The 24,443-nt window shown below is 53.0% G+C and carries 25 protein-coding genes and 1 tRNA gene; 13 read left to right on the top strand and 13 right to left on the bottom strand.

What is annotated here, in order from left to right; genetic code table 11:
- Positions 1-272: 272 nt before the first annotated feature.
- From OGX93_RS06830 to OGX93_RS06820, 3 genes are all read left to right on the top strand, one after another.
- A complete protein-coding gene (locus OGX93_RS06830) occupies positions 273-1,103 on the top strand; it encodes a MetQ/NlpA family ABC transporter substrate-binding protein (RefSeq protein WP_058668722.1) in 831 nt (276 codons plus the stop codon).
- A gap of 62 nt (positions 1,104-1,165) precedes the next feature.
- Complete coding sequence (gene sfbB / locus OGX93_RS06825; protein ID WP_012133465.1) at positions 1,166-2,182, top strand: virulence-associated ABC transporter ATP-binding protein SfbB; 1,017 nt, start codon at positions 1,166-1,168, stop codon at positions 2,180-2,182.
- Entirely contained in the window at positions 2,175-2,834 is a 660-nt protein-coding gene (locus OGX93_RS06820; protein ID WP_012133464.1) for a methionine ABC transporter permease, read from the top strand. Before sfbB ends, OGX93_RS06820 begins: the two co-directional genes overlap by 8 nt.
- 61 nt (positions 2,835-2,895) lie before the next feature.
- Here OGX93_RS06820 and mnmH read toward each other — a convergent pair whose 3' ends face one another.
- The 5 genes from mnmH to ppiB all read right to left on the bottom strand — a co-directional run bounded on the left by mnmH (position 2,896) and on the right by ppiB (position 6,989).
- Positions 2,896-3,978, bottom strand: a complete 1,083-nt coding sequence (mnmH, locus tag OGX93_RS06815) for a tRNA 2-selenouridine(34) synthase MnmH (protein ID WP_286449419.1) — start codon at positions 3,976-3,978, stop codon at positions 2,896-2,898.
- A 99-nt stretch (positions 3,979-4,077) separates the two neighbouring features.
- Positions 4,078-5,145 carry a 5-(carboxyamino)imidazole ribonucleotide synthase gene (purK, locus tag OGX93_RS06810; protein WP_286449420.1) on the bottom strand — a complete coding sequence of 356 codons (1,068 nt, stop codon included), beginning with the start codon at positions 5,143-5,145 and terminating at the stop codon, positions 4,078-4,080.
- Positions 5,142-5,651 (bottom strand): 5-(carboxyamino)imidazole ribonucleotide mutase, encoded by a 510-nt coding sequence (gene purE / locus OGX93_RS06805; protein ID WP_049011469.1) that lies wholly within the window; start codon positions 5,649-5,651, stop codon positions 5,142-5,144. The genes purK and purE overlap by 4 nt, the downstream gene beginning before the upstream one ends.
- A gap of 118 nt (positions 5,652-5,769) precedes the next feature.
- The gene (gene lpxH, locus OGX93_RS06800; protein WP_286449421.1) at positions 5,770-6,492 is read right to left on the bottom strand and encodes a UDP-2,3-diacylglucosamine diphosphatase; all 723 of its coding nucleotides are present in this window, start codon (positions 6,490-6,492) and stop codon (positions 5,770-5,772) included.
- Between the two features lie 2 nt (positions 6,493-6,494).
- Positions 6,495-6,989, bottom strand: coding sequence for a peptidylprolyl isomerase B (gene ppiB, locus OGX93_RS06795; protein ID WP_003021875.1), 495 nt, complete (start codon positions 6,987-6,989; stop codon positions 6,495-6,497).
- A gap of 173 nt (positions 6,990-7,162) precedes the next feature.
- Between ppiB and cysS the strand changes: the two genes are divergently transcribed.
- A complete protein-coding gene (cysS, locus tag OGX93_RS06790) occupies positions 7,163-8,548 on the top strand; it encodes a cysteine--tRNA ligase (RefSeq protein ID WP_049011837.1) in 1,386 nt (461 codons plus the stop codon).
- A gap of 98 nt (positions 8,549-8,646) precedes the next feature.
- Here the strand turns inward: cysS and ybcJ are convergent, their stop codons facing one another.
- Positions 8,647-8,859, bottom strand: coding sequence for a ribosome-associated protein YbcJ (gene ybcJ, locus OGX93_RS06785; RefSeq protein ID WP_047458327.1), 213 nt, complete (start codon positions 8,857-8,859; stop codon positions 8,647-8,649).
- A gap of 1 nt (position 8,860) precedes the next feature.
- Positions 8,861-9,727 (bottom strand): bifunctional methylenetetrahydrofolate dehydrogenase/methenyltetrahydrofolate cyclohydrolase FolD, encoded by an 867-nt coding sequence (folD, locus tag OGX93_RS06780; RefSeq protein WP_012133456.1) that lies wholly within the window; start codon positions 9,725-9,727, stop codon positions 8,861-8,863.
- Between the two features lie 576 nt (positions 9,728-10,303).
- Here folD and fimA point away from each other — a divergent pair.
- From fimA to sfmF, 6 genes are all read left to right on the top strand, one after another.
- Positions 10,304-10,855 (top strand): type 1 fimbrial major subunit FimA, encoded by a 552-nt coding sequence (gene fimA, locus OGX93_RS06775; RefSeq protein WP_024130577.1) that lies wholly within the window; start codon positions 10,304-10,306, stop codon positions 10,853-10,855.
- A gap of 75 nt (positions 10,856-10,930) precedes the next feature.
- Positions 10,931-11,464: a type 1 fimbrial protein subunit FimI gene (gene fimI / locus OGX93_RS06770; RefSeq protein WP_071260125.1), complete on the top strand. Its 534-nt coding sequence runs from the start codon at positions 10,931-10,933 to the stop codon at positions 11,462-11,464.
- A 44-nt stretch (positions 11,465-11,508) separates the two neighbouring features.
- Positions 11,509-12,201 carry a type 1 fimbria chaperone FimC gene (gene fimC / locus OGX93_RS06765; protein WP_286449422.1) on the top strand — a complete coding sequence of 231 codons (693 nt, stop codon included), beginning with the start codon at positions 11,509-11,511 and terminating at the stop codon, positions 12,199-12,201.
- Positions 12,202-12,232: 31 nt separating this feature from the next.
- Positions 12,233-14,845 carry a fimbrial biogenesis usher protein gene (locus OGX93_RS06760; RefSeq protein WP_286449423.1) on the top strand — a complete coding sequence of 871 codons (2,613 nt, stop codon included), beginning with the start codon at positions 12,233-12,235 and terminating at the stop codon, positions 14,843-14,845.
- 13 nt (positions 14,846-14,858) lie between these two features.
- Positions 14,859-15,866 carry a type 1 fimbria D-mannose specific adhesin FimH gene (gene fimH / locus OGX93_RS06755; RefSeq protein WP_104868971.1) on the top strand — a complete coding sequence of 336 codons (1,008 nt, stop codon included), beginning with the start codon at positions 14,859-14,861 and terminating at the stop codon, positions 15,864-15,866.
- Between the two features lie 15 nt (positions 15,867-15,881).
- A complete protein-coding gene (gene sfmF, locus OGX93_RS06750; protein ID WP_047458317.1) occupies positions 15,882-16,394 on the top strand; it encodes a fimbria assembly protein in 513 nt (170 codons plus the stop codon).
- Positions 16,395-16,449: 55 nt separating this feature from the next.
- Here the strand turns inward: sfmF and fimZ are convergent, their stop codons facing one another.
- The 4 genes from fimZ to fimW all read right to left on the bottom strand — a co-directional run bounded on the left by fimZ (position 16,450) and on the right by fimW (position 19,924).
- Positions 16,450-17,082, bottom strand: coding sequence for a fimbria biosynthesis transcriptional regulator FimZ (fimZ, locus tag OGX93_RS06745; protein WP_012133449.1), 633 nt, complete (start codon positions 17,080-17,082; stop codon positions 16,450-16,452).
- 602 nt (positions 17,083-17,684) lie between these two features.
- Positions 17,685-18,407, bottom strand: coding sequence for a fimbria biosynthesis regulator FimY (gene fimY / locus OGX93_RS06740; protein ID WP_047458315.1), 723 nt, complete (start codon positions 18,405-18,407; stop codon positions 17,685-17,687).
- A 19-nt stretch (positions 18,408-18,426) separates the two neighbouring features.
- Positions 18,427-19,152 carry an EAL domain-containing protein gene (locus OGX93_RS06735; RefSeq protein ID WP_286449424.1) on the bottom strand — a complete coding sequence of 242 codons (726 nt, stop codon included), beginning with the start codon at positions 19,150-19,152 and terminating at the stop codon, positions 18,427-18,429.
- Positions 19,153-19,330: 178 nt separating this feature from the next.
- Positions 19,331-19,924, bottom strand: a complete 594-nt coding sequence (gene fimW / locus OGX93_RS06730) for a fimbria biosynthesis transcriptional regulator FimW (protein ID WP_047458307.1) — start codon at positions 19,922-19,924, stop codon at positions 19,331-19,333.
- A gap of 257 nt (positions 19,925-20,181) precedes the next feature.
- On the opposite strand from fimW, the gene OGX93_RS06725 reads away from it, so the two are divergent.
- Positions 20,182-20,258, top strand: a tRNA-Arg gene (locus tag OGX93_RS06725).
- 57 nt (positions 20,259-20,315) lie between these two features.
- Here OGX93_RS06725 and OGX93_RS06720 read toward each other — a convergent pair.
- Together OGX93_RS06720 and cusR are read right to left on the bottom strand one after the other, a co-directional pair.
- On the bottom strand, positions 20,316-21,767 hold the full coding sequence (locus OGX93_RS06720; RefSeq protein ID WP_012133444.1) for a Cu(+)/Ag(+) sensor histidine kinase: 1,452 nt from the start codon (positions 21,765-21,767) through the stop codon (positions 20,316-20,318).
- Complete coding sequence (gene cusR, locus OGX93_RS06715; RefSeq protein WP_024130574.1) at positions 21,757-22,440, bottom strand: copper response regulator transcription factor CusR; 684 nt, start codon at positions 22,438-22,440, stop codon at positions 21,757-21,759. The genes OGX93_RS06720 and cusR overlap by 11 nt, the downstream gene beginning before the upstream one ends.
- Positions 22,441-22,634: 194 nt before the next feature.
- Between cusR and OGX93_RS06710 the strand changes: the two genes are divergently transcribed.
- Positions 22,635-24,017 (top strand): efflux transporter outer membrane subunit, encoded by a 1,383-nt coding sequence (locus OGX93_RS06710; protein WP_286449683.1) that lies wholly within the window; start codon positions 22,635-22,637, stop codon positions 24,015-24,017.
- Positions 24,018-24,048: 31 nt separating this feature from the next.
- Positions 24,049-24,396 (top strand): cation efflux system protein CusF, encoded by a 348-nt coding sequence (cusF, locus tag OGX93_RS06705; RefSeq protein WP_024130571.1) that lies wholly within the window; start codon positions 24,049-24,051, stop codon positions 24,394-24,396.
- The last annotated feature ends 47 nt before the right edge of the window (positions 24,397-24,443 follow it).

Genomic DNA, 24,443 nt, shown 5'->3' with positions numbered 1-24,443 from the left:
ATGCCCGATGGCGCTTGCGCTAATCGGGCCTACGAGTGCAGCGCAATAATAGAGCGTCCAGGCCGGATAAGGCATTTATGCCGCTATCCGGCTTTTTCATTTCTGCCCATCCCCTTCCAACGACATACTCTGCAACATCATGAAATAATTTCAAGGACAACAGGTTGTGAACTGTGTCATGTTAACAAATAGCCTTGTATTCAGGCCCAAATGAACAACGCCGCATCGCACGGCGTACCGCACTGCATCACAACATTTAAAAGGGAGAAGTTATGGGACTGCGTCAGAGTTTACGCGTTGCCGCCGGGGCGCTTTTGCTGGCCTGCGGCCTGCAATTTGCTCATGCTAATAGCGATCCACAGACTATTGTATTCGGCGTCGCGCCGGGTCCGTATGGCGATATGGTTAAACAGGCCATCGCGCCAACGCTGAAGGAGAAAGGCTACAAGGTCGTGGTGCGCGAATTTAGCGACTATGTTCAGCCAAACATGGCGTTATCCAACGGCAGCATTGACGCTAACCTGTTCCAGCATACGCTCTATTTTGAAAAATTCACTGCCGATAAAGGGCTGAAACTGACGAAGCTGATCGTCGTGCCGACGGCCGGAATGGGGTTCTATTCCCGTAAAATCAACAGCCTGGACGAGCTGAAGAAAGGGGACATTATTACCCTGTCGAATGACCCGACCAATCTGGCGCGCGGTCTGCGTTTCCTGCAATCAATCGGTCTTATCACCATTAAAGACAATATCGACCCGACGAAAGCCTCCGAGCGTGATATCGCCAGCAACCCGAAAGGGCTGGTGTTTAAACCGCTGGAAGCGGCGCAGCTGCCGCGCACGCTGGATGGCGTGACCGGCGCGCTGGTTAACGGTAATTTCGCCGTTGCGGCGGGGCTGGATCTTTCCAGCGCGCTAAAACAAGAGCAACTGGATGAAAACCTGAAAAATATCATTGCCGTACGCAGTGAAGATGCCGACAAGCCGTTCGCGAAAGATATTGTCGATGCGGTGAAATCTCCGGCCTACCGTGAGGTCATTGACGATCCGAAGAATATTTACAGCGCCTTCCAGAAACCGGAATGGATGACCGCAGACAAATAATCGCTGCGCAAGGGAATTAACGGGGCAGCGGCGACTGCCCTTTTCGCATTTCTGAGGTGAGCATGATTGAGATTGAAAAGGTCTGCGTGGATTTCACGGCAGGCCGTGGCGCATCGACCCGCGCGGTGGATGACGTCAGCCTGCGGATAGCGGCGGGCGAAATTTTTGGCATTGTCGGCACCAGCGGCGCGGGAAAAAGTACGCTGCTGCGTACCCTTAATGCCTTAACGCGCCCGAGTCAGGGAAGCGTGAAAGTGAACGGTGTGGCGATCTCTGCGCTGGAAGGGGCGAATCTGCGTAAAGCCCGCCAGCGTATTGGGATGATTTTCCAGCACTTTAATCTGATGCATACCCGCACGGTGGCGCAAAACGTCGCTTTCAGCCTGAAATCCGCCGGATGGGAGCGCAGCAAGATCGCCCCGCGCGTCGCCGAAATTCTGGCGCTGGTCGGGCTGGCGGATAAGGCGAACCGCTTTCCGGTACAGCTTAGCGGCGGTCAAAAGCAGCGAGTGGGGATTGCCCGCGCGATCGCCAACCATCCAGATGTACTGCTCTGCGACGAACCGACTTCCGCGCTGGATCTGGAAACGTCAGCGACCATTCTGGCGCTGCTCAAACAGATTAACGAACAGCTGGGGATCACGATCGTGCTGATCACCCACGAGATGAATGTGATCAAGTCCATCTGCGATCGCGTGGCGGTGATGTCCGGCGGCAAAGTGGTAGAGTCGGGCGACGTGTTTGATGTTTTCGCTCATCCGCAACACGCCTTCACACAGCAACTGGTGTCGCACACTCTCAATCTGACGCTACCGGAACGTCTGCGCCAGCATCTGCCCGGTCAGTTACTGAAAATTCTGTTTATCGGTGATTCGGCGGAGCAGCCGGTGTTGTCTGATGTGGCGGTGAAGTTCGGCGTAGCGGTGAACATTCTGCACGGCAAAATTGAATATATCGGCGAACGCGCGCTGGGGATTTTAGTGGTGCAACTGACTGCGCCGCACAACCCGTCAGCGGTGGATGCCGCGGTAGCGCATATTCGGCAACGTACTGCGCAGGTGGAGGTGATTCGTGGATGATTTACTGCCGGATTTAACGCTGGCGTTCAATGAAACCTTTCAAATGCTGAGCATTTCAACGGTGCTGGCGGTTGTCGGCGGGCTGCCGCTCGGCTTCCTTATCTTTGTCACCGACCGGAATCTGTTCTGGCAGAATCGCTTCGTGTATCTGGTGAGTTCGGTTCTGGTGAACATTATCCGCTCGGTGCCGTTCGTGATTTTGCTGGTGCTGCTGTTGCCGCTCACGCAATTTTTGCTCGGCAATACCATCGGGCCGATTGCCGCCTCCGTCCCTCTCTCTGTTGCGGCGATAGCGTTCTATGCGCGTCTGGTTGATAGCGCGCTGCGTGAGGTGGATAAAGGGATTATCGAAGCGGCAGAAGCGTTCGGCGCCAGCCCGATGCGCATTATCTGCACCGTACTGCTGCCAGAGGCCAGCGCCGGTCTGCTACGCGGGCTGACCATCACGCTGGTGAGTCTGATTGGCTATTCCGCGATGGCCGGGATTGTCGGCGGCGGCGGGGTCGGCGACCTGGCGATTCGCTACGGTTATTACCGCTACGAAACCCAGGTGATGATTGTCACCGTGGTCGCATTGATTATTCTGGTGCAGGTTGTACAGATGCTCGGCGACTGGCTGGCGAAACGCGCCGATAAACGCGACAGACATTAGGGCATAGTATTTGTAGGCCGGATAAGGCGTTAGCCGCCATCCGGCAGAATGCCCGCAATCGCTAGTTTTGAAGCCACTGTGCAACGTCCTGCCATATGCCGCGAAAGACGATTTTCGCGGCTTTCTTTTCCAGTTGATAGCGATACATCGGATCGTAGTATTCGTTGAGGAGCGGCACCAGCCAGGCCAGATGCCCGTCGGTACTGCCGCTGGCCTGCTGCATGGTCAGCGCAGCATCTAGTTTTACCGTCAGCTCTTTAAAACGCTGCAAACCAAGGCGGCGCTGAATGGCGGAAAGCCCATGATGCAGATAGTCGCTGTACGCCTGCCAGCCATCTTCTTCTCCGCAGGTATGGGTGAAGTCGCGATGCATGCGGATAAAATACTCTTCGCGCAGCCGTTCCAGACGCAGCTCGAACGGATCGTCCACAACCGCAATGGATGCCTGCGCCATGCGTTCGCGCAGACATTCGGGCAGATGATTTGCGCCAATCATCCGGCCTTCGTCTTCCAGCACCCACATCTGCAACTCCTGACGGGCGTCGGTTTTCAACATCTCCACGGCGAGCTGGTTTTCAAAACTGGCCTGACTCAGCTGCGGCTTCAGCGTGCGGCCGAATGACGAACCGCGATGATGCGCCAGTCCTTCCAGATCCACGCCGTTCGGCTGCTGTCGAACCAACTGTGTTTTTCCGCTGCCGGTACAGCCGCCAATTAAGATCATGGGTTTTTGTACCAGCGTGTCGGTGATGTGCATGGCCGCCTGGCGGAGCGCTTTGTAGCCGCCCTGGATCAGCGGATAATCCACGCCGGACTCATGTAGCCATTGTTGTACGATATGCGAACGCTGACCGCCGCGCGCGCAGCAGAGATAACCCCGTGGATGTTGAATACAGGCTTTTCGCCAGGCCTCCAGCCGCCGTTGACGCTCGTCGCCGGCAACGAGTTTATGGCCCAACGCCAGTGCCGCTTCCGGCCCCTGGCGTTTGTAACAGGTGCCGACTGCCGCGCGTTCTTCATTATTCATTAAGGGCAGGTTAATCGCAGTGGGCATGGCGCCCTGCGTAAATTCTATCGGCGCGCGAACGTCGATTAAAGGCGTATCGGCCGCCAGAATGGCGCGATAGTCCGTCCCATCGTTCATTGTGGAATCCTGAAAAAAAACAAACGGCAATGACGGGGATTTTACGCGCTGAAGGAGGAGCCGGAAAAGGATAAGATTCCTTTCCCGGCATTTTATGTATTACTTAAGCTTACTTTGCGCCCAGATGATGCCGCTGGCGTATTCCGGCGGCAGCAAGGGAACTAAGGCTTCCAGCGTTGCGCTTAAGCGATCGGTATCGCTGTCGGTCAGGTTCAGGTGGCCCACTTTACGCCCCTCGCGAACCTCTTTGTCGTACCAGTGCAGATGCACCAGCGGCAGTTTCAGCCAGTCGTAATTCAGAGCGCTGCCAATCAGGTTCACCATCACGGACGGGCTGCCCACGACCGGTGACGGTAACGGCAGGCCGGTGATCGCGCGCAGATGCAGCTCAAACTGGCTGATGCTGGCGCCGTTTTGCGTCCAGTGCCCGCTGTTGTGTACCCGCGGCGCCAGTTCGTTGATGAGCAACCCTTCCGGCGTGATAAAACACTCCATCGCCATGACGCCGACATAACCCAGTTCGTGCATGATGGCGGAGAGCATGGCCTCCGCCTGTTCCTGCTGTTTCGCGTTGGCCTGCGGGAACGCTACGCTGGTGCGCAGAATCCCGTCCTGGTGCAGGTTGTGCGTCAGCGGGTAGAACACGGTGCTGCCGTCATGGGCGCGTGCGCCGACTAACGACACTTCGCCAGAGAAGTTAATGCCCTGTTCAACAATGCACTCGCCGTAACCGTCGTCCGGGAACTGAGCGGTTTCATCCGCACGTAAACGCCACTGCCCACGGCCGTCGTAACCGCCAACGCGCCGTTTGACGATAGCCAGTTCGCCCAGACGCGCAAATACGGCGGGCCACTCGTCCCGGCTTGCCAGCAACTGCCAGGGCGCCGTCGCCAGCGAGAGTTTGTCAAAAAGCTGCTTTTGCGTCAGACGGTCGGCAATAATCGGGAAGACGTCGCGGTTGACGAAAGCCGGGTGGCGCGCCAGTTCGCGGGTCAGCGCGGTTTCCGGCCAGCGTTCGATTTCCGCTGTGATCACGCTTTGTTGAACCGGAACGGCGGTAGGTTCCGCGTCCAGCCCGACAGGCCAGACGGTGATGCCCAACGGTTCGCCCGCCTGACGCAGCATCCGTCCTAACTGGCCGTTACCCAGTACGCAGACCTGCTTCATGCCGCACCTCGTGGGTCGGGATTCTCAAGCACTTCATCGGTCTGGGCTTTACGCCAGTCCGCCAGACGTTGGCGCAGGTCTTTATCGTGTGTCGCCAGAATTTGCGCTGCCAGCAGCGCCGCGTTTGCCGCGCCCGCTTTGCCGATCGCCAGCGTGCCGACCGGAATGCCGCGTGGCATCTGGACGATAGAGTAGAGGCTGTCCACGCCGCTCAGCGCAGCGCTTTGCACCGGCACGCCCAGTACCGGCACCAGCGTTTTTGCCGCAATCATTCCCGGCAGATGCGCCGCGCCGCCAGCACCGGCAATAATCACCTGATAACCCTTCTCTTCGGCGCTTTCGGCGAAGCTGAACAGCTTATCGGGGGTGCGGTGTGCGGAAACCACTTCAACGTGGTGTGGAACGTTCAGGATATCGAAGATTTCGGCGGCAAACTGCATGGTAGCCCAGTCGCTTTTGGACCCCATCACGATGGCGACACGCGCCGGATTATTGCGGGAAGACATGCGTCTTAAAACTCCTGTGGTGCACAACTCTCGGCTTTTGAGGGCACAGAGAATAGCACGGAAATACGCCAAGGAAAACGGTTGCGTACCTTATGACGTCGTCAATTCACGGGCGAGGTTAAAACGGGAAATGGAGAAGCTCAACGTCATCCGGCGTGACTTTTACCATCGACCCTTCGCTGTGCCAGGCGCCTAAAACAACGCGGAACGCGGGTTTGCCGTTAGCGCTCAGTTCGTGAACGTCCGGGCGATGGGTATGACCATGAATCAGCCATTGCACATGGTGTTTTTCCATTTCGGCCACCACGGCCTGTGGATTAACGTCCATGATCTCCAGTGACTTGCTGCTGTTGGCGGCTTTGCTGCCTGCGCGCATTCTGGCGGCAATACGATTGCGGATAAACAGCGGCAGGGCGAGGAACAGCGTCTGTAGCCCGGGTTTGTGAACTTTGGCGCGAAACGCCTGGTAACCGGCATCGTCGGTGCAGAGCGTGTCGCCGTGCATAATCAATACGCGACGGCCATAGAGGTCGAGCACCTTTTCCTGCGGCAATAGCGTCATTCCGCTTGCACGGGCAAAGCGTTTGCCGATCAAAAAATCACGGTTGCCGTGAATAAAGAAGCAGGGAACGCCGGAATCTACAACGGCTTTAATGGCTGCGGCCATTTCGCGGTGCAGCGGGTTGGGATCGTCGTCGCCTATCCAGGCTTCGAAAAGGTCGCCAAGAATGTACAGCGCATCGGCCTGGCGCGCGTCACCGGCTAAAAAACGCAGAAAACCGGCGGTGATCGCCGGTTCTTCCGTGCAGAGGTGAAGATCTGCAATAAACAGTGTCGCCACGATTACTCGCTGACGGTCACGTTTTCGATGATAACGTCTTCTTTTGGTACGTCCTGATGCATACCGCTGCGGCCCGTTGATACGCCTTTGATTTTATCAACCACGTCCATGCCTTCCACGACTTCAGCGAATACGCAGTAGCCCCAGCCCTGCATGCTTTCGCCAGAGAAGTTCAGGAAGTCGTTGTCGGCCACGTTGATGAAGAACTGCGCCGTTGCGGAGTGTGGAGCCTGAGTACGCGCCATTGCCAGCGTGCCACGGGTGTTTTTCAGACCGTTGTTGGCTTCGTTTTTGATCGCTTCTTTGGTCGCTTTCTGCTTCATGCCAGGTTCAAAACCGCCGCCCTGAATCATGAACCCGTTAATAACACGGTGGAAAATGGTGTTGTTGTAAAAACCTTCGCGGCAGTAGTCCAGGAAGTTTTTAACTGTTTCAGGCGCTTTGTCATCAAACGTTTTGATTACGATATCGCCGTGATTAGTGTGGAAAGTAACCATTTTTGCATCCTGTTCCGATATAGTGGTGCTTCGACCCCGATAAGGGTCACATATAGGGGGGTGTTATAGCATAACCGCACGCTGCGATCACCTCGCAAAGTGTGCTGCTTCGATTACGAATAATATGTATCATACGGATATTATTACCCACACACGTCTATACGGAATCTTCGATGTTAAAAATCTTTAATACACTGACGCGCCAAAAAGAGGAATTCAAACCTATTCATGCCGGGGAAGTCGGCATGTACGTGTGTGGTATTACCGTTTACGACCTCTGTCATATCGGTCACGGGCGTACGTTTGTCGCCTTCGACGTCGTCGCGCGCTATTTGCGTTTCCTCGGTTATACGCTGAAGTACGTGCGTAACATTACCGATATCGACGACAAGATCATTAAACGGGCGAACGAAAACGGTGAAAGCTTTGTCGCGCTGGTCGATCGTATGATTGCGGAGATGCACAAAGATTTCGACGCGCTGAATATTCTGCGCCCGGATCTGGAGCCGCGTGCAACGCACCATATCGCCGAAATTATTGAGATCACCGAACAGCTGATCGCCAAAGGTCACGCTTATGTGGCGGACAATGGCGACGTGATGTTCGACGTGCCGACCGACCCGAACTACGGTCAGCTGTCACGCCAGGATCTGGAACAGCTACAGGCGGGCGCCCGCGTTGACGTCGTTGACGTAAAACACAACCCGATGGACTTCGTGCTGTGGAAGATGTCCAAAGAGGGCGAACCGAGCTGGCCGTCGCCGTGGGGCGCGGGTCGTCCAGGTTGGCACATTGAATGTTCCGCCATGAACTGCAAACAGCTGGGCAACCATTTTGATATTCATGGCGGCGGTTCCGACCTGATGTTCCCGCACCATGAGAACGAAATCGCCCAGTCTACCTGCGCGCACGACGGTGAGTATGTGAACTACTGGATGCACTCCGGCATGGTGATGGTGGATCGTGAGAAGATGTCGAAATCACTGGGCAACTTCTTTACCGTGCGTGATGTGCTGAAATACTACGACGCGGAAACCGTTCGCTACTTCCTGATGTCCGGCCACTATCGTAGCCAGCTCAACTACAGCGAAGAGAACCTCAAGCAGGCGCGTTCCGCCCTGGAGCGTCTGTACACCGCGCTGCGCGGAACGGACAAAACCGTTGCGCCTGCGGGCGGCGAAGCGTTTGAAGCGCGTTTTGTGGAGGCGATGAACGACGATTTCAACACACCGGAAGCCTACTCCGTGCTGTTTGATATGGCGCGTGAGGTGAACCGTCTGAAGAGTGAGGATATGGCTGCCGCGAATGCGATGGCGTCACATCTGCGTAAAATTTCCGGCGTACTGGGGCTGCTGGAGCAGGAGCCGGAAGCGTTCCTGCAAAGCGGAGCGCAGGCGGATGACGGCGAAGTGGCTGAAATCGAAGCGTTAATTCAACAGCGTCTGGATGCGCGTAAAGCCAAAGACTGGGCGGCGGCGGATGCGGCGCGTGACCGTCTGAATGAGATGGGCATCGTGCTGGAAGATGGTCCGCAAGGGACAACCTGGCGCCGTAAATAACGTCATTGCCGGATGGCGGCTAACGCCTTATCCGGCCTACACTGGCATAACCAGTAGGCCGGATAAGACGCGATAGCGTCGCCATCCGGCACTCTGAATCAGGCGACGACGTTAACGCTTTGCCCTGCGAAGCTGACGGTTTGTCCGGCAACAATTTTGCAGCGTTTGCGGGTTTCAACCGCGCCATCAACCTTCACTAAACCTTCTGCAATGGCAATTTTCGCCTGGGCGCCGCTTTCGCTCCAGCCTTCCAGTTTGAGCAGGTCGCACAACTCAACGTGCGGGTGCTTGCCTAAAGAGAATGTTGCCATGTTATTTACCTTGTGGATCGTGATATTCAACGCACGCCTGTAGCGTGTTTTCGATAAGTGTTGCGACCGTCATCGGACCGACGCCGCCCGGCACCGGGGTGATATAGGATGCGCGCGCGGCAGCGTCTTCAAAGACCACATCGCCGACCACTTTACCATTTTCCAGTCGGTTGATTCCGACATCAATCACGATGGCGCCTTCTTTAATCCACTCGCCGGGAATAAATCCGGGTTTGCCGACGGCGACAATCAGCAGATCGGCGTGTTCAACATGGCGACGCAGATCTTTGGTGAAGCGGTGAGTCACGGTCGTTGTGCAGCCTGCCAGCAGCAGTTCCATGCTCATCGGGCGACCGACGATATTCGAGGCGCCGATGACGACGGCATTCAGTCCGAAGGTATCGATGTTGTAACGCTCCAGCAGCGTGACGATGCCGCGCGGCGTACAGGGGCGCAGACGCGGCGCGCGCTGGCACAGACGGCCTACGTTATAGGGATGGAAACCGTCTACGTCTTTGTCCGGCGCAATGCGTTCCAGCACTTTGACGTTATCGATGCCCGCCGGTAACGGCAACTGCACCAGAATACCGTCGATAGTGTTGTCGGCGTTAAGCGTATCAATCAGCTCCAGCAGTTCTGCTTCGCTGGTGGTTTCGGGCAGGTCATAGGAGCGGGAGACGAATCCCACCTCTTCACAGGCTTTGCGCTTACTCGCCACATAAATCTGCGAAGCCGGGTTGCTGCCTACCAATACAACGGCCAACCCTGGGGCGCGAAGTCCGGCCGCGACACGCGCCTGAACTTTTTGAGCAACCTCAGAGCGCACCTGCTGCGCAATCGTTTTACCGTCAATAATCTTTGCTGCCATCAGAGAGAGGATTCCGTCTGTTACATTAAGTCGAAGGGGATGTGGCTATTTTGTCAGAAGCGGGGCGCGCTGTCAGTTATCGTTTGCGTCTTTACGTGTGATCGGTGCAGTGACCGCTGCGATACGGGCTGCGGCGAGGGGCAAAATCCTGTGGGCAATTAATGAGCAACCTAATCAAAATTAACCTAAAAGAAACAATTCATCACCCTGCTAAAATTAGGGGGAATGCCGCGAAAAACGTGGCGTTAAGTGTGATATTGAACACTTTTATATAAAAAAGGCTTAGACCTGTCCTATATCCCAATAAGAATTTACCTGGGCTAATTAAAGAGATTGAAGGTATTTTTCACTTATTGAAATGTTTAATTTATCCCTGTGACGAATTGTCATATTCGTAAAGATTAATTAGTGAATCTAATGCTCAGGAGAGTTGGGGTAAAAAGGTTAGCTAATTCTCTTTCGATATATATCTTTACAGGATGCAGAGATAATTAGCCTGACATTATTATGTCGATAGTGATTCAAACGGTTCCCGCAGGAAACTGGAGCCGAATGTGCGTAATTCAAGGGAAATCCATGAAACTTAAATTAATGACCTCTTCCGTTATTGCTGGCCTGATGTTTGCTGCTGGTGCGGCTCATGCCGATCCGGTAAGCGTTAGCGGCGGTACGGTTCACTTCGAAGGTGAGCTGGTCAATGCAGCGTGTGCCGTTAGCACGAAATCTGCCGATCAGACCGTGACCCTGGGCCAGTATCGTACCGCCAGCTTTACCGCTGTTGGCGATACCAGCGCACAGATTCCGTTCACCATTGTACTGAATGACTGCGATCCGAGCGTAGCAGCGACCGCTGCCGTTGCGTTCTCTGGTCAGGCTGACGGTACAAACGACAGCCTGCTGGCAGTCGTGTCTGGTGACAATGGCACCACGGCAGGCGGCGTAGGGATCGAAATTCTTGATAACACCTCTTCTCCGCTGAAGCCAGACGGCGCGACCTTCTCTACGGCTCAGGCGCTGGTAGAAGGTAGCAACACGCTGCGTTTCACCGCGCGTTATAAAGCGACTGCTGCGGACACCACGCCGGGTCAGGCTAACGCCGACGCAACCTTCATCATGAAGTACGAATAAACCCACCAGGGATTCAGGGATGTGGCAAGCCTCAATGGATGAGGCGCTATCCGGGGACGATAAGTGATACAGCAGATGATTAGCAAAGGCGTGGCGCTGGTGGGGCTGATTTGCGCGATGCCCGCATTCGCGCATACGGTGATACTGGAGAGCGGTAATCTTCACCTGCGAGGCCAGCTGGTAAACGGCGCCTGCGCGGTGAATTCCGAAAGCCAGGATCTCCGTGTACAGATGGGGCAATACCGCACCAATGTCTTTTCTGGCACCGGGAGTTTCGCCCCGACCAGCATTCCTTTCGTGCTGCGATTAACCGATTGTAGTTCAGAGGTTTATAGCCATGTTGGGATCGCTTTTTCCGGTGTGACTCCCGCAGAAGATCCGCAGGTATTCCTGGCGCGCAGCGACACGGCGGCGACCTCCGGTATTGGTCTGGCATTATTTGATGAAGAACAACGGCAAATCATACCCAATTCCTTGCCGCTTCATTATGCCCCTATTTTAACGCAAGAAATGACATTTCATTTCACGGCTCGCTATCGGGCAATCTCGGAAAATATGACGCCGGGAAGTATTCATTCAGATGTGTGGTTTACGCTGGTTTACCCCTGATTTGTTTTCCGGGCGTTGATAAAACGCAAAAGGTATTTTTTGCCATGCTTAATTATATAAAATCAGGCCTTATTATTTTTATTGCCTTATGGACTTCAATGAGTGCGCAGGCGGCCGGGGGAATTGCATTAGGCGCCACCCGCGTTATTTATCCGGCAGACGCCAAACAGACCTCGCTGGCAATTAGCAACAGCGCATCGAAAGAGCGTTATCTGGTTAATTCATGGATTGAGAACAGCGCTGGCATCAAAGAAAAATCGTTCGTTGTTACACCGCCGCTGTTTGTCAGCGAACCCAAAAGTGAAAACACGCTGCGTATTATTTATGCCGGACAACCCCTGCCTGCCGATCGGGAGTCTTTGTTCTGGATGAATGTGAAAGCGATACCGTCGGTGGATAAAAACAGCCTTGAAGGCAAAAACGTCCTGCAACTGGCGATCCTGTCGCGCATTAAGCTGTTTGTTCGCCCTGCCAATCTGCCGCAGGTGCAGGAAGACGCGCCAGGAATGCTGCAATTCTCCCGTTCCGGGAACCACCTGAAAATCACCAATCCGTCTGCTTACTATCTCACGCTGGTCAATCTCAAAGTGGGAAGTCAGAAGGTTGATAACGTCATGGTCGCGCCGAAGAACAATACCCGGATTCTGCTTCCGGCAGGCGCGCAGGGAAGTGTGACGTTCCAGACGGTAAATGATTACGGTGCGCTGACACCGGCGAAAACGGTTAGCTTGCGCTGATCGGAACGTGTGAAGCCACACTGAGAAAACGATGAAGAAGATAACGTATCTTCCCGGTTCACTGCCGGGGTATACGCCACATCTGACGGGGGTGGCGTTGTCCATATTGGCGGCGCTTTATCCGGCGATAAGTCATGGCGAAAGTTACTTTAACCCGGCTTTTTTGTCGGCAGATGCTGCGTCCGTGGCAGATTTGTCACGTTTTGAGAAAGGCAATCACCAGCCCCCGGGCATCTATCGGGTGGATATCTGGCGCAACGATGAGTTCGTCGCGACCCAGGATATTCGCTTTGAAACCTCGTCGACGAAAACCGGTGAAAAATCAGGCGGATTAATGCCCTGTTTTGATCTGGCGTGGATCAAAAGGCTGGGGGTAAATACCACCGCCTTTCCTGCGCTTGGGCAAAGCCAGGAGGAGACCTGCATCAATTTGCCAGAGGCGATTCCCGGCGCTGAAATCGCTTTTGATTTTTCCTCAATGCGTTTAAATATCAGTCTTCCACAGGCGTCAATGCTGAACAGCGCGCGCGGGTATATTCCGCCGGAAGAGTGGGATGAGGGGATTCCCGCCGCGCTTATCAACTACAGTTTTACCGGCAGTCGCGGGACAAACAGCGACAGCTATTTTTTAAGCCTGATGAGCGGCCTGAACTATGGCCCGTGGCGGTTGCGTAACAACGGCGCGTGGAGCTATTCCAAAGGCGACGGATACCACTCGCAAAGCTGGAAAAACATCGGCACCTGGGTACAACGCGCCATCATCCCGTTGAAAAGCGAACTGGTGATGGGGGACAGCAACACCGGCAACGACGTGTTTGACAGCGTGGGCTTTCGCGGGGCGCGGCTCTACTCTTCCGACAATATGTACCCTGATAGCCTGCAAGGCTATGCGCCGACCGTGCGTGGGATCGCCCGTACCGCCGCAAAACTGACTATCCGCCAGAACGGCTATGTGATCTATCAGAGCTATGTTTCACCGGGCGCTTTCGCGATCACCGACCTCAACCCAACGTCTTCAAGCGGCGACCTGGAAGTGACGGTTGATGAGAAAGACGGCAGTCAGCAGCACTATACGGTGCCGTACTCCACCGTTCCGCTGTTGCAGCGCGAAGGACGTATGAAGTTCGACCTGGTGGCGGGGGATTTTCGCAGCGGCAATAGCCAGCAATCTTCGCCATTCTTCTTCCAGGGAACGCTGATCGCCGGTCTGCCTGAAGGGTATACCGCTTATGGCGGCACGCAGCTGGCTTCGCGCTACAGCTCGGTGGTGCTGGGGGTCGGACGGAACCTGGGCGACTGGGGCGCGGTTTCGGTAGACGTCACCCACGCCCGCAGCCAACTGGCGGATGACAGCACCCACCAGGGGCAGTCGCTGCGTTTCCTGTACGCCAAGTCGTTGAACAACTACGGCACTAACTTCCAGTTACTGGGCTATCGCTATTCCACGCGCGGATTCTACACGCTTGACGATGTGGCGTACCGCAGTATGGAAGGGTACGAGTATGAATATGACAGCGAAGGTAAGCGTCATAAAGTGCCGGTAGTGCAGAGCTATCACAACCTGAACTACAGCAAAAAAGGCCGATTCCAGGTCAACATTTCACAGAATCTGGGGGATTACGGCTCGCTGTATATCTCCGGCAGTCAGCAAACATACTGGAACACGTCGGATGCCAATACCTGGTATCAACTGGGATATGCCAGCGGCTGGCAAGGGATCAGCTACTCCCTTTCCTGGTCGTGGAATGAATCCGTAGGGATTTCCGGCACCGATCGCATTCTGGCATTCAACATGTCGGTTCCGTTCAGCGTGCTCACCGGTCGGCGCTACTCGCGCGACAATGCCCTGGATCGCACCTATGCCACTTTTAACGCGAACCGGAACAGCAATGGGCAGAACAGCTGGCAGACCGGCATCGGCGGGACATTGTTAGACGGGCGTAACCTGAGCTACAGCGTGAACCAGGGACACAGCAGCACCAATGGCTACAGCGGCAGCGCCAGCGCGAACTGGCAGGCGGCTTACGGGACGCTCGGCGTGGGGTACAACTACGATCGAGACCAGCATGACTACAACTGGCAGCTGTCTGGCGGCGTGGTCGGTCATGCGGACGGCATCACGCTCAGTCAGCCTTTAGGCGATACCAACGTCCTGATTAAAGCGCCAGGCGCCGAAGGGGTGCATATAGAAAACCAGACCGGGGTGCAAACCGACTGGCGCGGATATGCGGTCATGCCTTATGCCACCGTATATCGCTATAACCGTGTCGCGCTGGATACCAACTCAATGGATAACCACACCGATGTGGAAAATAACGTCAGCAGCGTGGTGCCGACGCAAGGGGCGCTGGTACGCGCTGCCTTTGACACGCGAATTGGCGTGCGCGCAATTGTTACCGCAAAACAGGGCGATCGCCCGGTGCCGTTTGGCTCAATTGTGCGCGAAACCGCCAGCGGCGTCACCAGTATGGCGGGCGACGACGGGCAAATTTATCTGAGCGGACTGCCGCTGAAAGGGGAACTGCTGATTCAGTGGGGAGAGGGAGCGAACGCCCGCTGCGTGGCGCATTATTCCCTGCCTGAAGAGAGCCTGAAGCAGGCGGTGACGCTGCTTAATGCAACCTGTAAACGTCCGTCGTCATGAAAGGTAAGAAAAGATGAAAATGAAATCAGGGTTGTTGCCGGGCGCCATCGCATTATTGCTGGCGAATCCGGCATGGGCGACGGTCTGCCATAACTCGAACGGTACGCCGACCGATGTGTTTTACGATCTGTCGAATGTTTTTACCAGCAGCAATAATCAGGTAGGACAGGTGGTGACGCTGCCGGAGAAATCGGGCTGGGTTGGCGTACAGGCGACGTGTCCTGCTGGTACGAATGTGGATTATACCTTTCGAAGCTATGTGACCGAACTTCCCGTGCAAAGTACGGAAGGAGGATTCCAGTATCTCAAGCTCAATGACTACCTGCTGGGGGCGATGAGTATCACCGACAGCGCTGCCGGATTATTTTATCCGCCCCGTAATTATATTCGCATGGGGACGCACCCCAATGTACCGAAACAAAAGCCCTTCGGCGTGATGGACTCTAAGCTGATCTTTAAACTCAAAGTGATACGGCCTTTTATCAACATGGTGCCGATTCCCCGCCAGACCATGTTCTCGGTGTATGTCACCACCAGCACCGGCGATGCCCTGAGCACGCCGGTTTATACCATCAGCTACAGCGGTAAAGTCGAGGTTCCGCAAAGCTGTGAAGTGAATGCCGGGCAGGTTGTGGAATTTGATTTTGGCGATATCGGCGCCGCGCTGTTCAGCAAAGCCGGGGCGGGGAATCGCCCGGAAGGGGTGACGCCGCAGACAAAAACGGTCGCCATAAAATGTACGAACGTCGCGGCGCAGGCCTATTTGTCGATGCGTCTGGAGGCGGAGAAAATCTCCGGGCAGGCGATGGTCTCTGATAATCCCGACTTAGGCTTTATCGTTTCCGACAGCGGCGGCGTGCCGCTGACGCCTAACAATCTGGCCAGCAAAATTCCATTCCGTCTGGATGACAGCGCCGCCGCCAGCGTGGGGATCCGCGCATGGCCGGTAAGCATCACGGGGAGTAAACCGACGGAAGGGCCTTTTACCGCTCGTGGGTATCTGCGTGTGGATTACGACTAAGGGGAGCGCACAGCCATGAGACTTTTGCTGGCTATTTTTTGCAGCGTGTTGCTGAGCCCGCTTTGCCGGGCTGACACCGCTCTGGGCGAGATTAATATTGAACTGCGCGGTAATGTTGTGGACTTCACCTGCACCGCAGTGACCGGTGACAGTAACAAAACGGTCGAGCTGGGCACCTGGCCCACGAAGCAGTTGAAAACCAGCGGCGATACCACCCAGCCCGTGCCTTTCAGCATCAAACTTGAGGGCTGCCCGCCGGGCGCGGCGTCGATGACCTTTTCAGGAACGCCAGCGGCGGGGACGTCGCTGCTGGCGCTGGATGATGCGGTCATGGCGCAAAAAGTGGCCATTGAGATCCGCGACAGCGATCGCAGCAGATTACCGCTTGAGCAAGCCAGCCAGGCGGTAAGCGTTGATGAAAACGGTAATGCTACGCTGACGTTTTATGCGAATTACATTGCGTTGGCCGATGGCGTTCAGCCAGGAGTCGCAAAGGCGGATGCGACTTTTATGATCAATTACAACTGAAGCCCGATCCCAATAACGTACTCCCGAACGATCTCTCGTCGGGAGTCAGCCACGATCACAGCAAGTCGTGTACCTTCGCGTAATCAATAAGCTCAACAATGGTATGCAGGCCGAGTTTCGAAAATATGTTCGCTTTATGCGCGCTGATGGTTTTGTTACTCAGCAAGAGCTGCTCTGCGATTTCTTTATTCGATAACCCGTTGGCGAGATAGCGCAGTACCGTAACCTCCCTGTTTGAGAGCGGCATATCATTGTGCTCACCTTTTCGTGAACTGGTATTACTGATAAAATTTAGCGTCTCTGAAGGAAAAAAAGAATATCCTGATAAGATCATTTTCACTGCGTTATAAATATCATTGAGATCCTTTCTTTTACTGACAAATCCGTTTGCGCCTGCCCGGATAGCTCTCCCGGCATAAAAAGATTCAGATTTAGACGACAAGAAAAGAATTTTGGTATTTTCTTGTATTGATTTGATTCGTTTAAGCAGTGTAAATCCATCTGTACCCGGCAGCTCTATATCCAGGATGACCAGATCCACAGGATATGTGCGCAGATAATCTACCGCGGTACGATTGTCATCGGTTTTCAGGACAACCTGGATATTACTATTCTTTTCGAGAAGCACTTCTATCGACATTCTGACAATAGGGTGTTCGTCCATAATGATAACGGATGCAGGTTTCATTGTTGTATGCCTCAGACTGTTTGCGCGTCTTCCGTTTGCGGATAAGCGTCAGACACTATTAATTATCAAATAGCCAGAATATACCTTACGAACCTGGGAAGTGGTGAAGGTAATACCATCCTTGTTAACTGACTATTTTGCGTAAGAGCAATAAGCGTGGGGAATATCCATTTCGCACCAACAAAAAAGAAAATTCTGATTAACTAAGAATAGGGAGGATTATACCTGGTCTATTTTTTCGGAAAAGGCTTACGGTACACAAATCGGTGCTGGCTGTTAGGATGTTCTGCATGTTTTAGACTGTTTAATAGCGTTTGGTTTTATTCTCTGTTGAATCAATGTTTTGTGGCTAAAAGTATTTTTTTTAAATATAAAAACAACATAAAAAACCAATTGTTTAGTTTCTGTTATGTGATTTTTGGGCGAATTTTCAACGATGAGGCCGTGAGAGCCTGTCAATTGAAGGATTATAGAGAAAGAGGGATTTTCCTATGATACCAGGAATAGTTGTAAATATTAATTTTATGTAAAAAATTTACATTTAGTCAGGCGTTAAAATAAGTAATTTCTTAAAAAATCTTATAGCTTAAGAGGTTAGCGTGTTAAATTAAGTGAAGAGAAGTGACGCTAAGGCGGTGTATCAGATACAGCAAACTGTGTCGATGCGGCAGATCCAACTGAGTAATAAGTTGATTGAGTCGGTAGATCACCCGGTGATAAGGCGTATTGAGTAAAAGCGCGATTTCCTTTAAAGACATACCCTGAGATAACGCGGAAATGATCTTCCAGTCAGTATGGCTAAAGGTGCCATCAGTATTTTGAACGGAGGGGGGAGATAATAAGGCGTTACGTAATGATGAGAGATTCTGACGACGTTGCAGAATATAAAACTTACCGGCTTTTTGCATAAAACGCGTCAGACTAACATCCTTATCCGGCACCAGTAAGTAAACCTGGATATCGCTTCGCTCTCGGATAAGCAGGCGTAATCGCTCAAGCGTTTCGTAGCAGGAGACTGCCAGTCCAGCCATATCAACAATCAATTGTCTGATGCCCGTCTCTTCCAGCCTGCGTGAGGGTGATTCCAGAGAGCTGAACACCGCCGTGCGTTTTCCAGAAAATAAATAGCGATTCAGTGTATATCCGAGATAGTTATCCGTCGTGATAATAACCTGAGAGATTGTATTGTCCGGTAGGGCATAATTGAGACGTTGGGTCAGATATTCCAGACGATCAAATACCTGTGGTTCAAGGTGATGGTAGTGGTGAGTGCAATCAGTATTTCTTAAACGGCGATGTCTTTCTTTGCGAAGTGCGCTGCGCATCCTTTCCCTTTCCGTTTTTCTACTCTTTGTTTTGCAAAAGCGCAGGCCATAAGTATCCCTGGCCTAATTGGGCGCCAGACTGAAAAGCAATTTCTTTTTGCGCATGATTTTCAATACCTTCAATGAGTATGACATCTGCAATGTTATACCCCATAAAAATCACCTGGCGCAGTTTCTGAGGATGCAGAATTAGATCCCAGAACGCATTTTTATCCAGTTTCAGACCACTAAAACGCCAGCGGGCGGCAGCCACTTCTTTGATCAAATTTTCATCGACATCATCCAGCCAGACGGGAATTCCGATAGACTCAACCTGTTTTATTTTTTCATAGAGTTGGGAACGCTGGCGGCTATTAAGTGAAAAAAGCGTTTCTGGGTCCTGGATTTCAAGGATCAGATTGGACGGGCAGGGGGTTACTCCTGAATTAAAAAAATCCAGGTGTAAAAATACCTTCAGCGGTAAATTAAGAAAATAATGTACGCCTTTGGGATAATGCGTAATAGTGGCGACTTGTTGATAAAAATTCGCCACTATTTTTTCTGGCGGAAGGTGGTGAAAAAAATGCTCAGTATTGACATGAAAAGGAACCTGAGTCAGAACTTCATAGCCAAAGGTACGGGCAGAAGATAAATGGACTATCGGTTCAAGCTTTAAAGGATATTCCCAACAAAAAGGACGTTCCTTTTGAGTGCGCAATGTTGCAGAGTCAAGAATATTTCCCTGTAATACCGGGCGAGTTGCCACAAAAACACTCCTGTAGGCATAAAGAATGCCGCCGAATATTTTCGGTTCCTGACGGTTGTGCAATCAGGAAATATGATAAGTGTCATTGTGGCAGTATGCGAAAAATCGCTGTAGATGACGTTACTTAATCATCTGTGAGATATTTCTCAACATGATGGATGGAAAATTGAGAATATGTCTATTCTTGCAGAAAACCCAGGTTAACTCTGATGTAATTTAAGAACTGCTGTTCATTTTTTACGTGCAGTTTCTTCATGATGCTACGGCGAATTGATTTGGTTTGTTCTTCGCTCAACGAAAGGAGTACGGCAATTTCGCTTAACCGGTGCCCGCGGGCGACCATCTTTAAAAACTGGCGTTCCAGAATGGAGAAATGGCGAGTCGTACAGTAATGGCAAACAGAAGGGGGAACGCTGCGGCGAAGTGCCCGTTTATGCAGGATAAGCACCATCTTTTTGGTTATCTCATCAACATCGTCCTCCCGGTAAATATGCGGCAGCATATAGAGACACGGCCTGAACATAAGTTTGTCTTTATCGTATTCATTACAAATAATGACTCTCTGCTGGTGCCGGGTATGTACCGGTATCTGATAACATCCGGCACTAAACCAGTCTTCATCCAGCGATAAAAATGCGATATCCGCTTTGTCTATATCATCAGCAGGTAGAAATTGAATTTTCTGATGCCACTGATGAGTCAGACGAGTCATGATGATTTTAAGACCGTGTTCGAAATGGCTATTTTGTTCTTTTATGGCGACACTCAGCATAAAAAATATCCTGAACAGCTGGGAAGTGGGGAGGAAATAGTAAGTAAACGCATTAATTTTCTAAATACATTTATCCTTAAAATGCCACTTTATGCAGGCCGAGTTCTTACCAGGTGATTTCCTGGATACTTGCGTAGCGCCAGAAAAAAAGATATTCGTACACTTCCTCAGCAACCAGAACAAAAGCCATTGACTCAGCAGGCGCTCACCGTATAATTCACGCGTTTCATCCGCATGAAGCCATCGCTTCACACAGTGCGCCCTTAGCTCAGTTGGATAGAGCAACGGCCTTCTAAGCCGTGGGTCGCAGGTTCGAATCCTGCAGGGCGCGCCAGTCTTTATTCTCGCCTTTCTGTCAGACTCCATTTCGCTGCGTCGTTATCACTGCATTTCAATCGCCATGTTTCGGCAATGTCAGAATAAAGCGCGTTGCGCGCAGATCGGACGTTACGGACACGGTTCCCTGATGGGCGATGACGATTGATTTGACAATCGCCAGCCCAATTCCGCTGCCTTCGCCCTTACGCTGTCGGGAAGGGTCAACCCGGTAGAAGCGGTCAAACAGGCGCGGTAAATGTTCTGGCGCAATGGGGGCGCCGGGGTTTTCAACGGTAATCTGCGCCTGTCTGTCCATTTCTTTGAGCCGCACGGTAACGGCTTCGCCTTTCGGGGTGTAGCGCATGGCGTTAGACAGCAAGTTGCTGAGCGCTCTGCGTAACATGATGGGATCGCCGGATACCCAACACGCGCGTCCTTCAAAATGCAAACGCACTTCGCGTTCTTCCGCCCAGGCTTCAAAAAAGTCGAACACCTTGTGGACTTCATCCGCCAGGTCGAGCGCCTTTTTCTCCGGGATTAGCTGGTTATTGTCGGCCTGAGCCAGAAACAGCATGTCGCTTACCATCTTCGACATACGGCCAAACTCTTCGAGGTTGGAGTAGAGTACGTCTTCCAGCTCTTTCTGGCTGCGGGTCTGGCTTAGCGCAATCTCTGTTTGCGTCACCAGGTTCGTAATCGGGGTGCGAATTTCATGGGCGATATCCGCAGAGAAATTCGACTGGCGGGTAAAAACATCCTCAATGCGTTCAAGCATATGGTTAAACGAGAGCACCAGCCGCTCCAGCTCAATCGGAACGGCCTGCGGGTCAAGACGCACATCGAGGTCTTTCGACGTAATATTTTGAATCCGGCGGCTGACGCTGCGAATCGGTTCATGGCCTTTGTAGACGGCGAACAGCACAATAAAAATGATCATCATGCTAATCAGCGAAGCCGTCATAATCAGCTTATTTTTCAGATCGTTAATATAGTGCAGATGGAAGTCGATCGATAACGCCATATAGAGCGTGTAGGCCGGTTGCCCGTCTGCGAGTTGCCCGACCGGCAGGCGAATCATGCGCCATGCGGAATGAGTACCGTGCCCGTTAGCGTGCCTCTTGCTTTGTAAGTCCGGGCTGGACAACAAAAAGACATCGCCGTTACGCGCGCTGCTATCCGGCGTGGCTTTGGCGATGAACTGGCGAAGGTCAGGCGAACCGGGAGAGTGAAAAATCGCCCGCTGGTTGGCATCTTCCAGCGAAATGATGACGTTCGAGTAACCGGCGGCAACGTTTTTTAGGATTTCCAGCCGACGCGCTTCCGGTTCGTCGGGATGCGTGAGGATTCGCTCCAGCGTCGCGCTGATCTCTTTCAGGTCATTGATATCCTGCTCGGCAAAATGCACTTTTACGGAGTGAATCATGATCCAGGCAAACGCGAAAAAAGAGGCAATGGTGGCGAGGCTGATGAAAAATGTCAGGCGCGTCGCCAGCGAGAAAGGGCGTTGAAAGCGTTTAGTCACCATCCGGTACCTCAAGCACATAGCCCACGCCGCGCACGGTCTGGATGAGTTTCGGTTCGAACTCGTTATCGATTTTCGCGCGCAGCCGTTTAACGGCAACGTCAATCGCGTTGGTATCGCTGTCAAAGTTCATATCCCAGACCTGGGAAGCGATCAGCGAGCGGGGCAAGACTTCTCCCTGGTGGCGGACGAAAAACTCCAGTAGCGTAAACTCTTTACTGGTGAGCGTGATGCGCATGCCGTTGCGGGTCACTTTTCTGCTGACCAGATCGAGCGTCAAATCCGCGACCTGAAACTGACTTTCGACCATCACCGCCGCGCCGCGACGCAGCAGCGTTCTGACGCGAGCCAGTAATTCAGCGAAAGCGAACGGTTTAACCAGATAGTCGTCAGCCCCCAGCTCCAGACCTTTTACCCTGTGTTCAATGGTGCCCAGCGCGGTAAGAAGAAGGATTGGCATGCCTTTGTTGGCGGTGCGCAGCATACGGACAATATCCCAGCCATTCACATCCGGCAGCATGATGTCGAGGATCAGCAGATCGTAATCTCCCGTCATCGCCAGGTGATACCCGTTAAGCCCGTTATCCGCCAGGTCCACCACGAAGCCCGCTTCCGTCAGACCTTTGGTCAGGTATTCACCGGTTTTTTTCTCGTCTTCGACTATCAGAATCTTCATCACGTCTTCCTTCACGCAAAGGTTGGGCGGGTTTTCAATTCTAGAGGAGCAGGATCGGATAGCAATCGGTTATTGGGAAAATGACAACTTTGTCATTTTCCTGTCACGGGCCGAACAGAGTCACTTCGTTAAGGTACAGGGCATAAATTCACATTCACTATATGGTTATCAGTCCCGTTGGGACGAGAAACGCTATGCGCAAATTTAAGCTTCTTACCCTCAGCGTGATGCTTGTTCTGACGGGCTGTTCGCTGGCGCCGGACTATCAGCGGCCCGCGTTGCCGGTGCCGCAACAATTCTCCCTGAGCCAGAATGCGCTGGTTTCTGCGCCTGCGGGGTATCAGGAGACCGGCTGGCGAACCTTTTTTGTTGATGAGCAAGTAAAGTTGCTGATCGGCGAGGCGTTACGCAATAACCGTGACTTGCGCATGGCGACGCTGAAAGTGCAGGAAGCCAGAGCGCAATACCGGGTGACGGATGCCGATCGTTATCCGCAGCTTAATTCCGATGCCAGCGGAAGCTGGGAAGGAAAATTAAAGGGTGACAGCAGCAGTACCCGCGAATATGAAGCCGGGCTGAATCTGAGTTTTGATCTGGACTTTTTTGGCCGGCTGAAAAACATGAGTGAGGCTGACCGACAGAACTATTTTGCCAGCGAAGAAGCGCGCCGGGCAGTGCATATCTTATTAATCTCAAACGTGGCGCAAAGTTATTTTAATCAACGGCTGGCGTACGCGCAGTTGCAAATCGCACAAGAAACGCTGGAAAACTATACACGCTCTTACGCATTTGTAGAAAAGCAGTTGCTGACCGGCAGCACGACCGTGCTGGCGCTGGAACAGGCGCGGGGCGTGATTGAAAGCACCCGCAGCGATATTGCGAAACGACAGGGCGAGCTGGCGCAGGCCAATAATGCGCTGCAATTGCTGTTGGGCACTTATTCTGTGCTACCGGATGACAGGGCGCGCGATAGCGGAGATATTAAAAACGTGACGCTCCCGCCGTCGCTTTCCTCGCAAATCTTGTTGCAGCGCCCGGATATTATGGAAGCTGAACATACGTTGATGGCGGCGAATGCCAATATTGGCGCGGCGCGCGCGGCCTTTTTTCCCTCCATTACCCTGACCAGCGGGGTGTCCGGCAGCAGCAGCGATCTCTCCCGTTTATTTAATGCCGCGAGCGGGATGTGGAATTTTATCCCGAAAGTGGAACTGCCGGTTTTTAACGCCGGACGTAATCAGGCCAACCTCGATCTGGCGGAAATTCGCCAGCAGCAATCGGTTGTGAATTATGAACAGAAGATCCAGACCGCGTTTAAAGAGGTGGCGGATGCGCTGGCTTTGCGTCAGAGCCTGAACGACCAGATAACCGCGCAACAGCGTTATCTGAGCTCGCTGCGTATTACGCTGCAACGCGCCAGAGCGCTCTATCAGCATGGCGCGGTCAGCTATATCGAAGTGCTGGATGCGGAGCGCTCTCTGTTTTCAACCCAACAAACGTTACTCGATCTGAATTACGCCCGACAGGCTAATGAAATTACGCTGTTCACCGCGCTGGGCGGCGGTTGGGTGGAATAAAAATTTATCGTTATTTTCAGGAGAAAGCATGATGAACAATACAGTAAAAGCGGCGATTTTGGGTCTGTTCTCCGCCGTGGTATTTAACGTTCAGGCGAATGAACACCACCACGGCGAGATGATGAATAACGCATCAGCGGCGCAGCAGGAGCAGGTGATTCATTCAACCGGCGTGGTTAAAGCCATCGACAAAGACACGAAAAAAGTGACTATCGATCATGAACCTATTCCGGCGGTCAACTGGCCTGCGATGACGATGCGCTTTACCCTGACCCCGGAAACCCGTTCCGGTGACATTAAACCCGGCGACAAAGTGGCGTTTACTTTCGTTCAGCAGGGCAATCTCTCTTTATTACGCGATATTCAGGTCAGCCAGTAAAGCGTATTCGCTGTCTCTTTGTTCTTGCCCGGGTTTACAGAAGCGCG

This window comes from Citrobacter sp. CK195, assembly GCF_030333365.1.
GTDB lineage: Bacteria > Pseudomonadota > Gammaproteobacteria > Enterobacterales > Enterobacteriaceae > Citrobacter_B > Citrobacter_B koseri.
Note: the sequence above shows the minus strand (reverse complement) of the source record. Positions and strands in the feature narration are given on the sequence as shown.

Bases quoted from the DNA above. Each gene is read 5' to 3' on its own strand.
- OGX93_RS06830 (WP_058668722.1), top strand. From the start codon at position 273: ATGGGACTGCGTCAGAGTTTACGCGTTGCCGCCGGGGCGCTTTTGCTG.
- sfbB (WP_012133465.1), top strand. From the start codon at position 1,166: ATGATTGAGATTGAAAAGGTCTGCGTGGATTTCACGGCAGGCCGTGGC.
- mnmH (WP_286449419.1), bottom strand. From the start codon at position 3,978: ATGAACGATGGGACGGACTATCGCGCCATTCTGGCGGCCGATACGCCT.
- purK (WP_286449420.1), bottom strand. From the start codon at position 5,145: ATGAAGCAGGTCTGCGTACTGGGTAACGGCCAGTTAGGACGGATGCTG.
- purE (WP_049011469.1), bottom strand. From the start codon at position 5,651: ATGTCTTCCCGCAATAATCCGGCGCGTGTCGCCATCGTGATGGGGTCC.
- ppiB (WP_003021875.1), bottom strand. From the start codon at position 6,989: ATGGTTACTTTCCACACTAATCACGGCGATATCGTAATCAAAACGTTT.
- cysS (WP_049011837.1), top strand. From the start codon at position 7,163: ATGTTAAAAATCTTTAATACACTGACGCGCCAAAAAGAGGAATTCAAA.
- ybcJ (WP_047458327.1), bottom strand. From the start codon at position 8,859: ATGGCAACATTCTCTTTAGGCAAGCACCCGCACGTTGAGTTGTGCGAC.
- folD (WP_012133456.1), bottom strand. From the start codon at position 9,727: ATGGCAGCAAAGATTATTGACGGTAAAACGATTGCGCAGCAGGTGCGC.
- fimA (WP_024130577.1), top strand. From the start codon at position 10,304: ATGAAACTTAAATTAATGACCTCTTCCGTTATTGCTGGCCTGATGTTT.
- fimI (WP_071260125.1), top strand. From the start codon at position 10,931: ATGATTAGCAAAGGCGTGGCGCTGGTGGGGCTGATTTGCGCGATGCCC.
- fimC (WP_286449422.1), top strand. From the start codon at position 11,509: ATGCTTAATTATATAAAATCAGGCCTTATTATTTTTATTGCCTTATGG.
- OGX93_RS06760 (WP_286449423.1), top strand. From the start codon at position 12,233: ATGAAGAAGATAACGTATCTTCCCGGTTCACTGCCGGGGTATACGCCA.
- fimH (WP_104868971.1), top strand. From the start codon at position 14,859: ATGAAAATGAAATCAGGGTTGTTGCCGGGCGCCATCGCATTATTGCTG.
- sfmF (WP_047458317.1), top strand. From the start codon at position 15,882: ATGAGACTTTTGCTGGCTATTTTTTGCAGCGTGTTGCTGAGCCCGCTT.
- fimZ (WP_012133449.1), bottom strand. From the start codon at position 17,082: ATGAAACCTGCATCCGTTATCATTATGGACGAACACCCTATTGTCAGA.
- fimY (WP_047458315.1), bottom strand. From the start codon at position 18,407: ATGCGCAGCGCACTTCGCAAAGAAAGACATCGCCGTTTAAGAAATACT.
- fimW (WP_047458307.1), bottom strand. From the start codon at position 19,924: ATGCTGAGTGTCGCCATAAAAGAACAAAATAGCCATTTCGAACACGGT.
- OGX93_RS06720 (WP_012133444.1), bottom strand. From the start codon at position 21,767: ATGGTGACTAAACGCTTTCAACGCCCTTTCTCGCTGGCGACGCGCCTG.
- cusR (WP_024130574.1), bottom strand. From the start codon at position 22,440: ATGAAGATTCTGATAGTCGAAGACGAGAAAAAAACCGGTGAATACCTG.
- OGX93_RS06710 (WP_286449683.1), top strand. From the start codon at position 22,635: ATGCGCAAATTTAAGCTTCTTACCCTCAGCGTGATGCTTGTTCTGACG.
- cusF (WP_024130571.1), top strand. From the start codon at position 24,049: ATGAACAATACAGTAAAAGCGGCGATTTTGGGTCTGTTCTCCGCCGTG.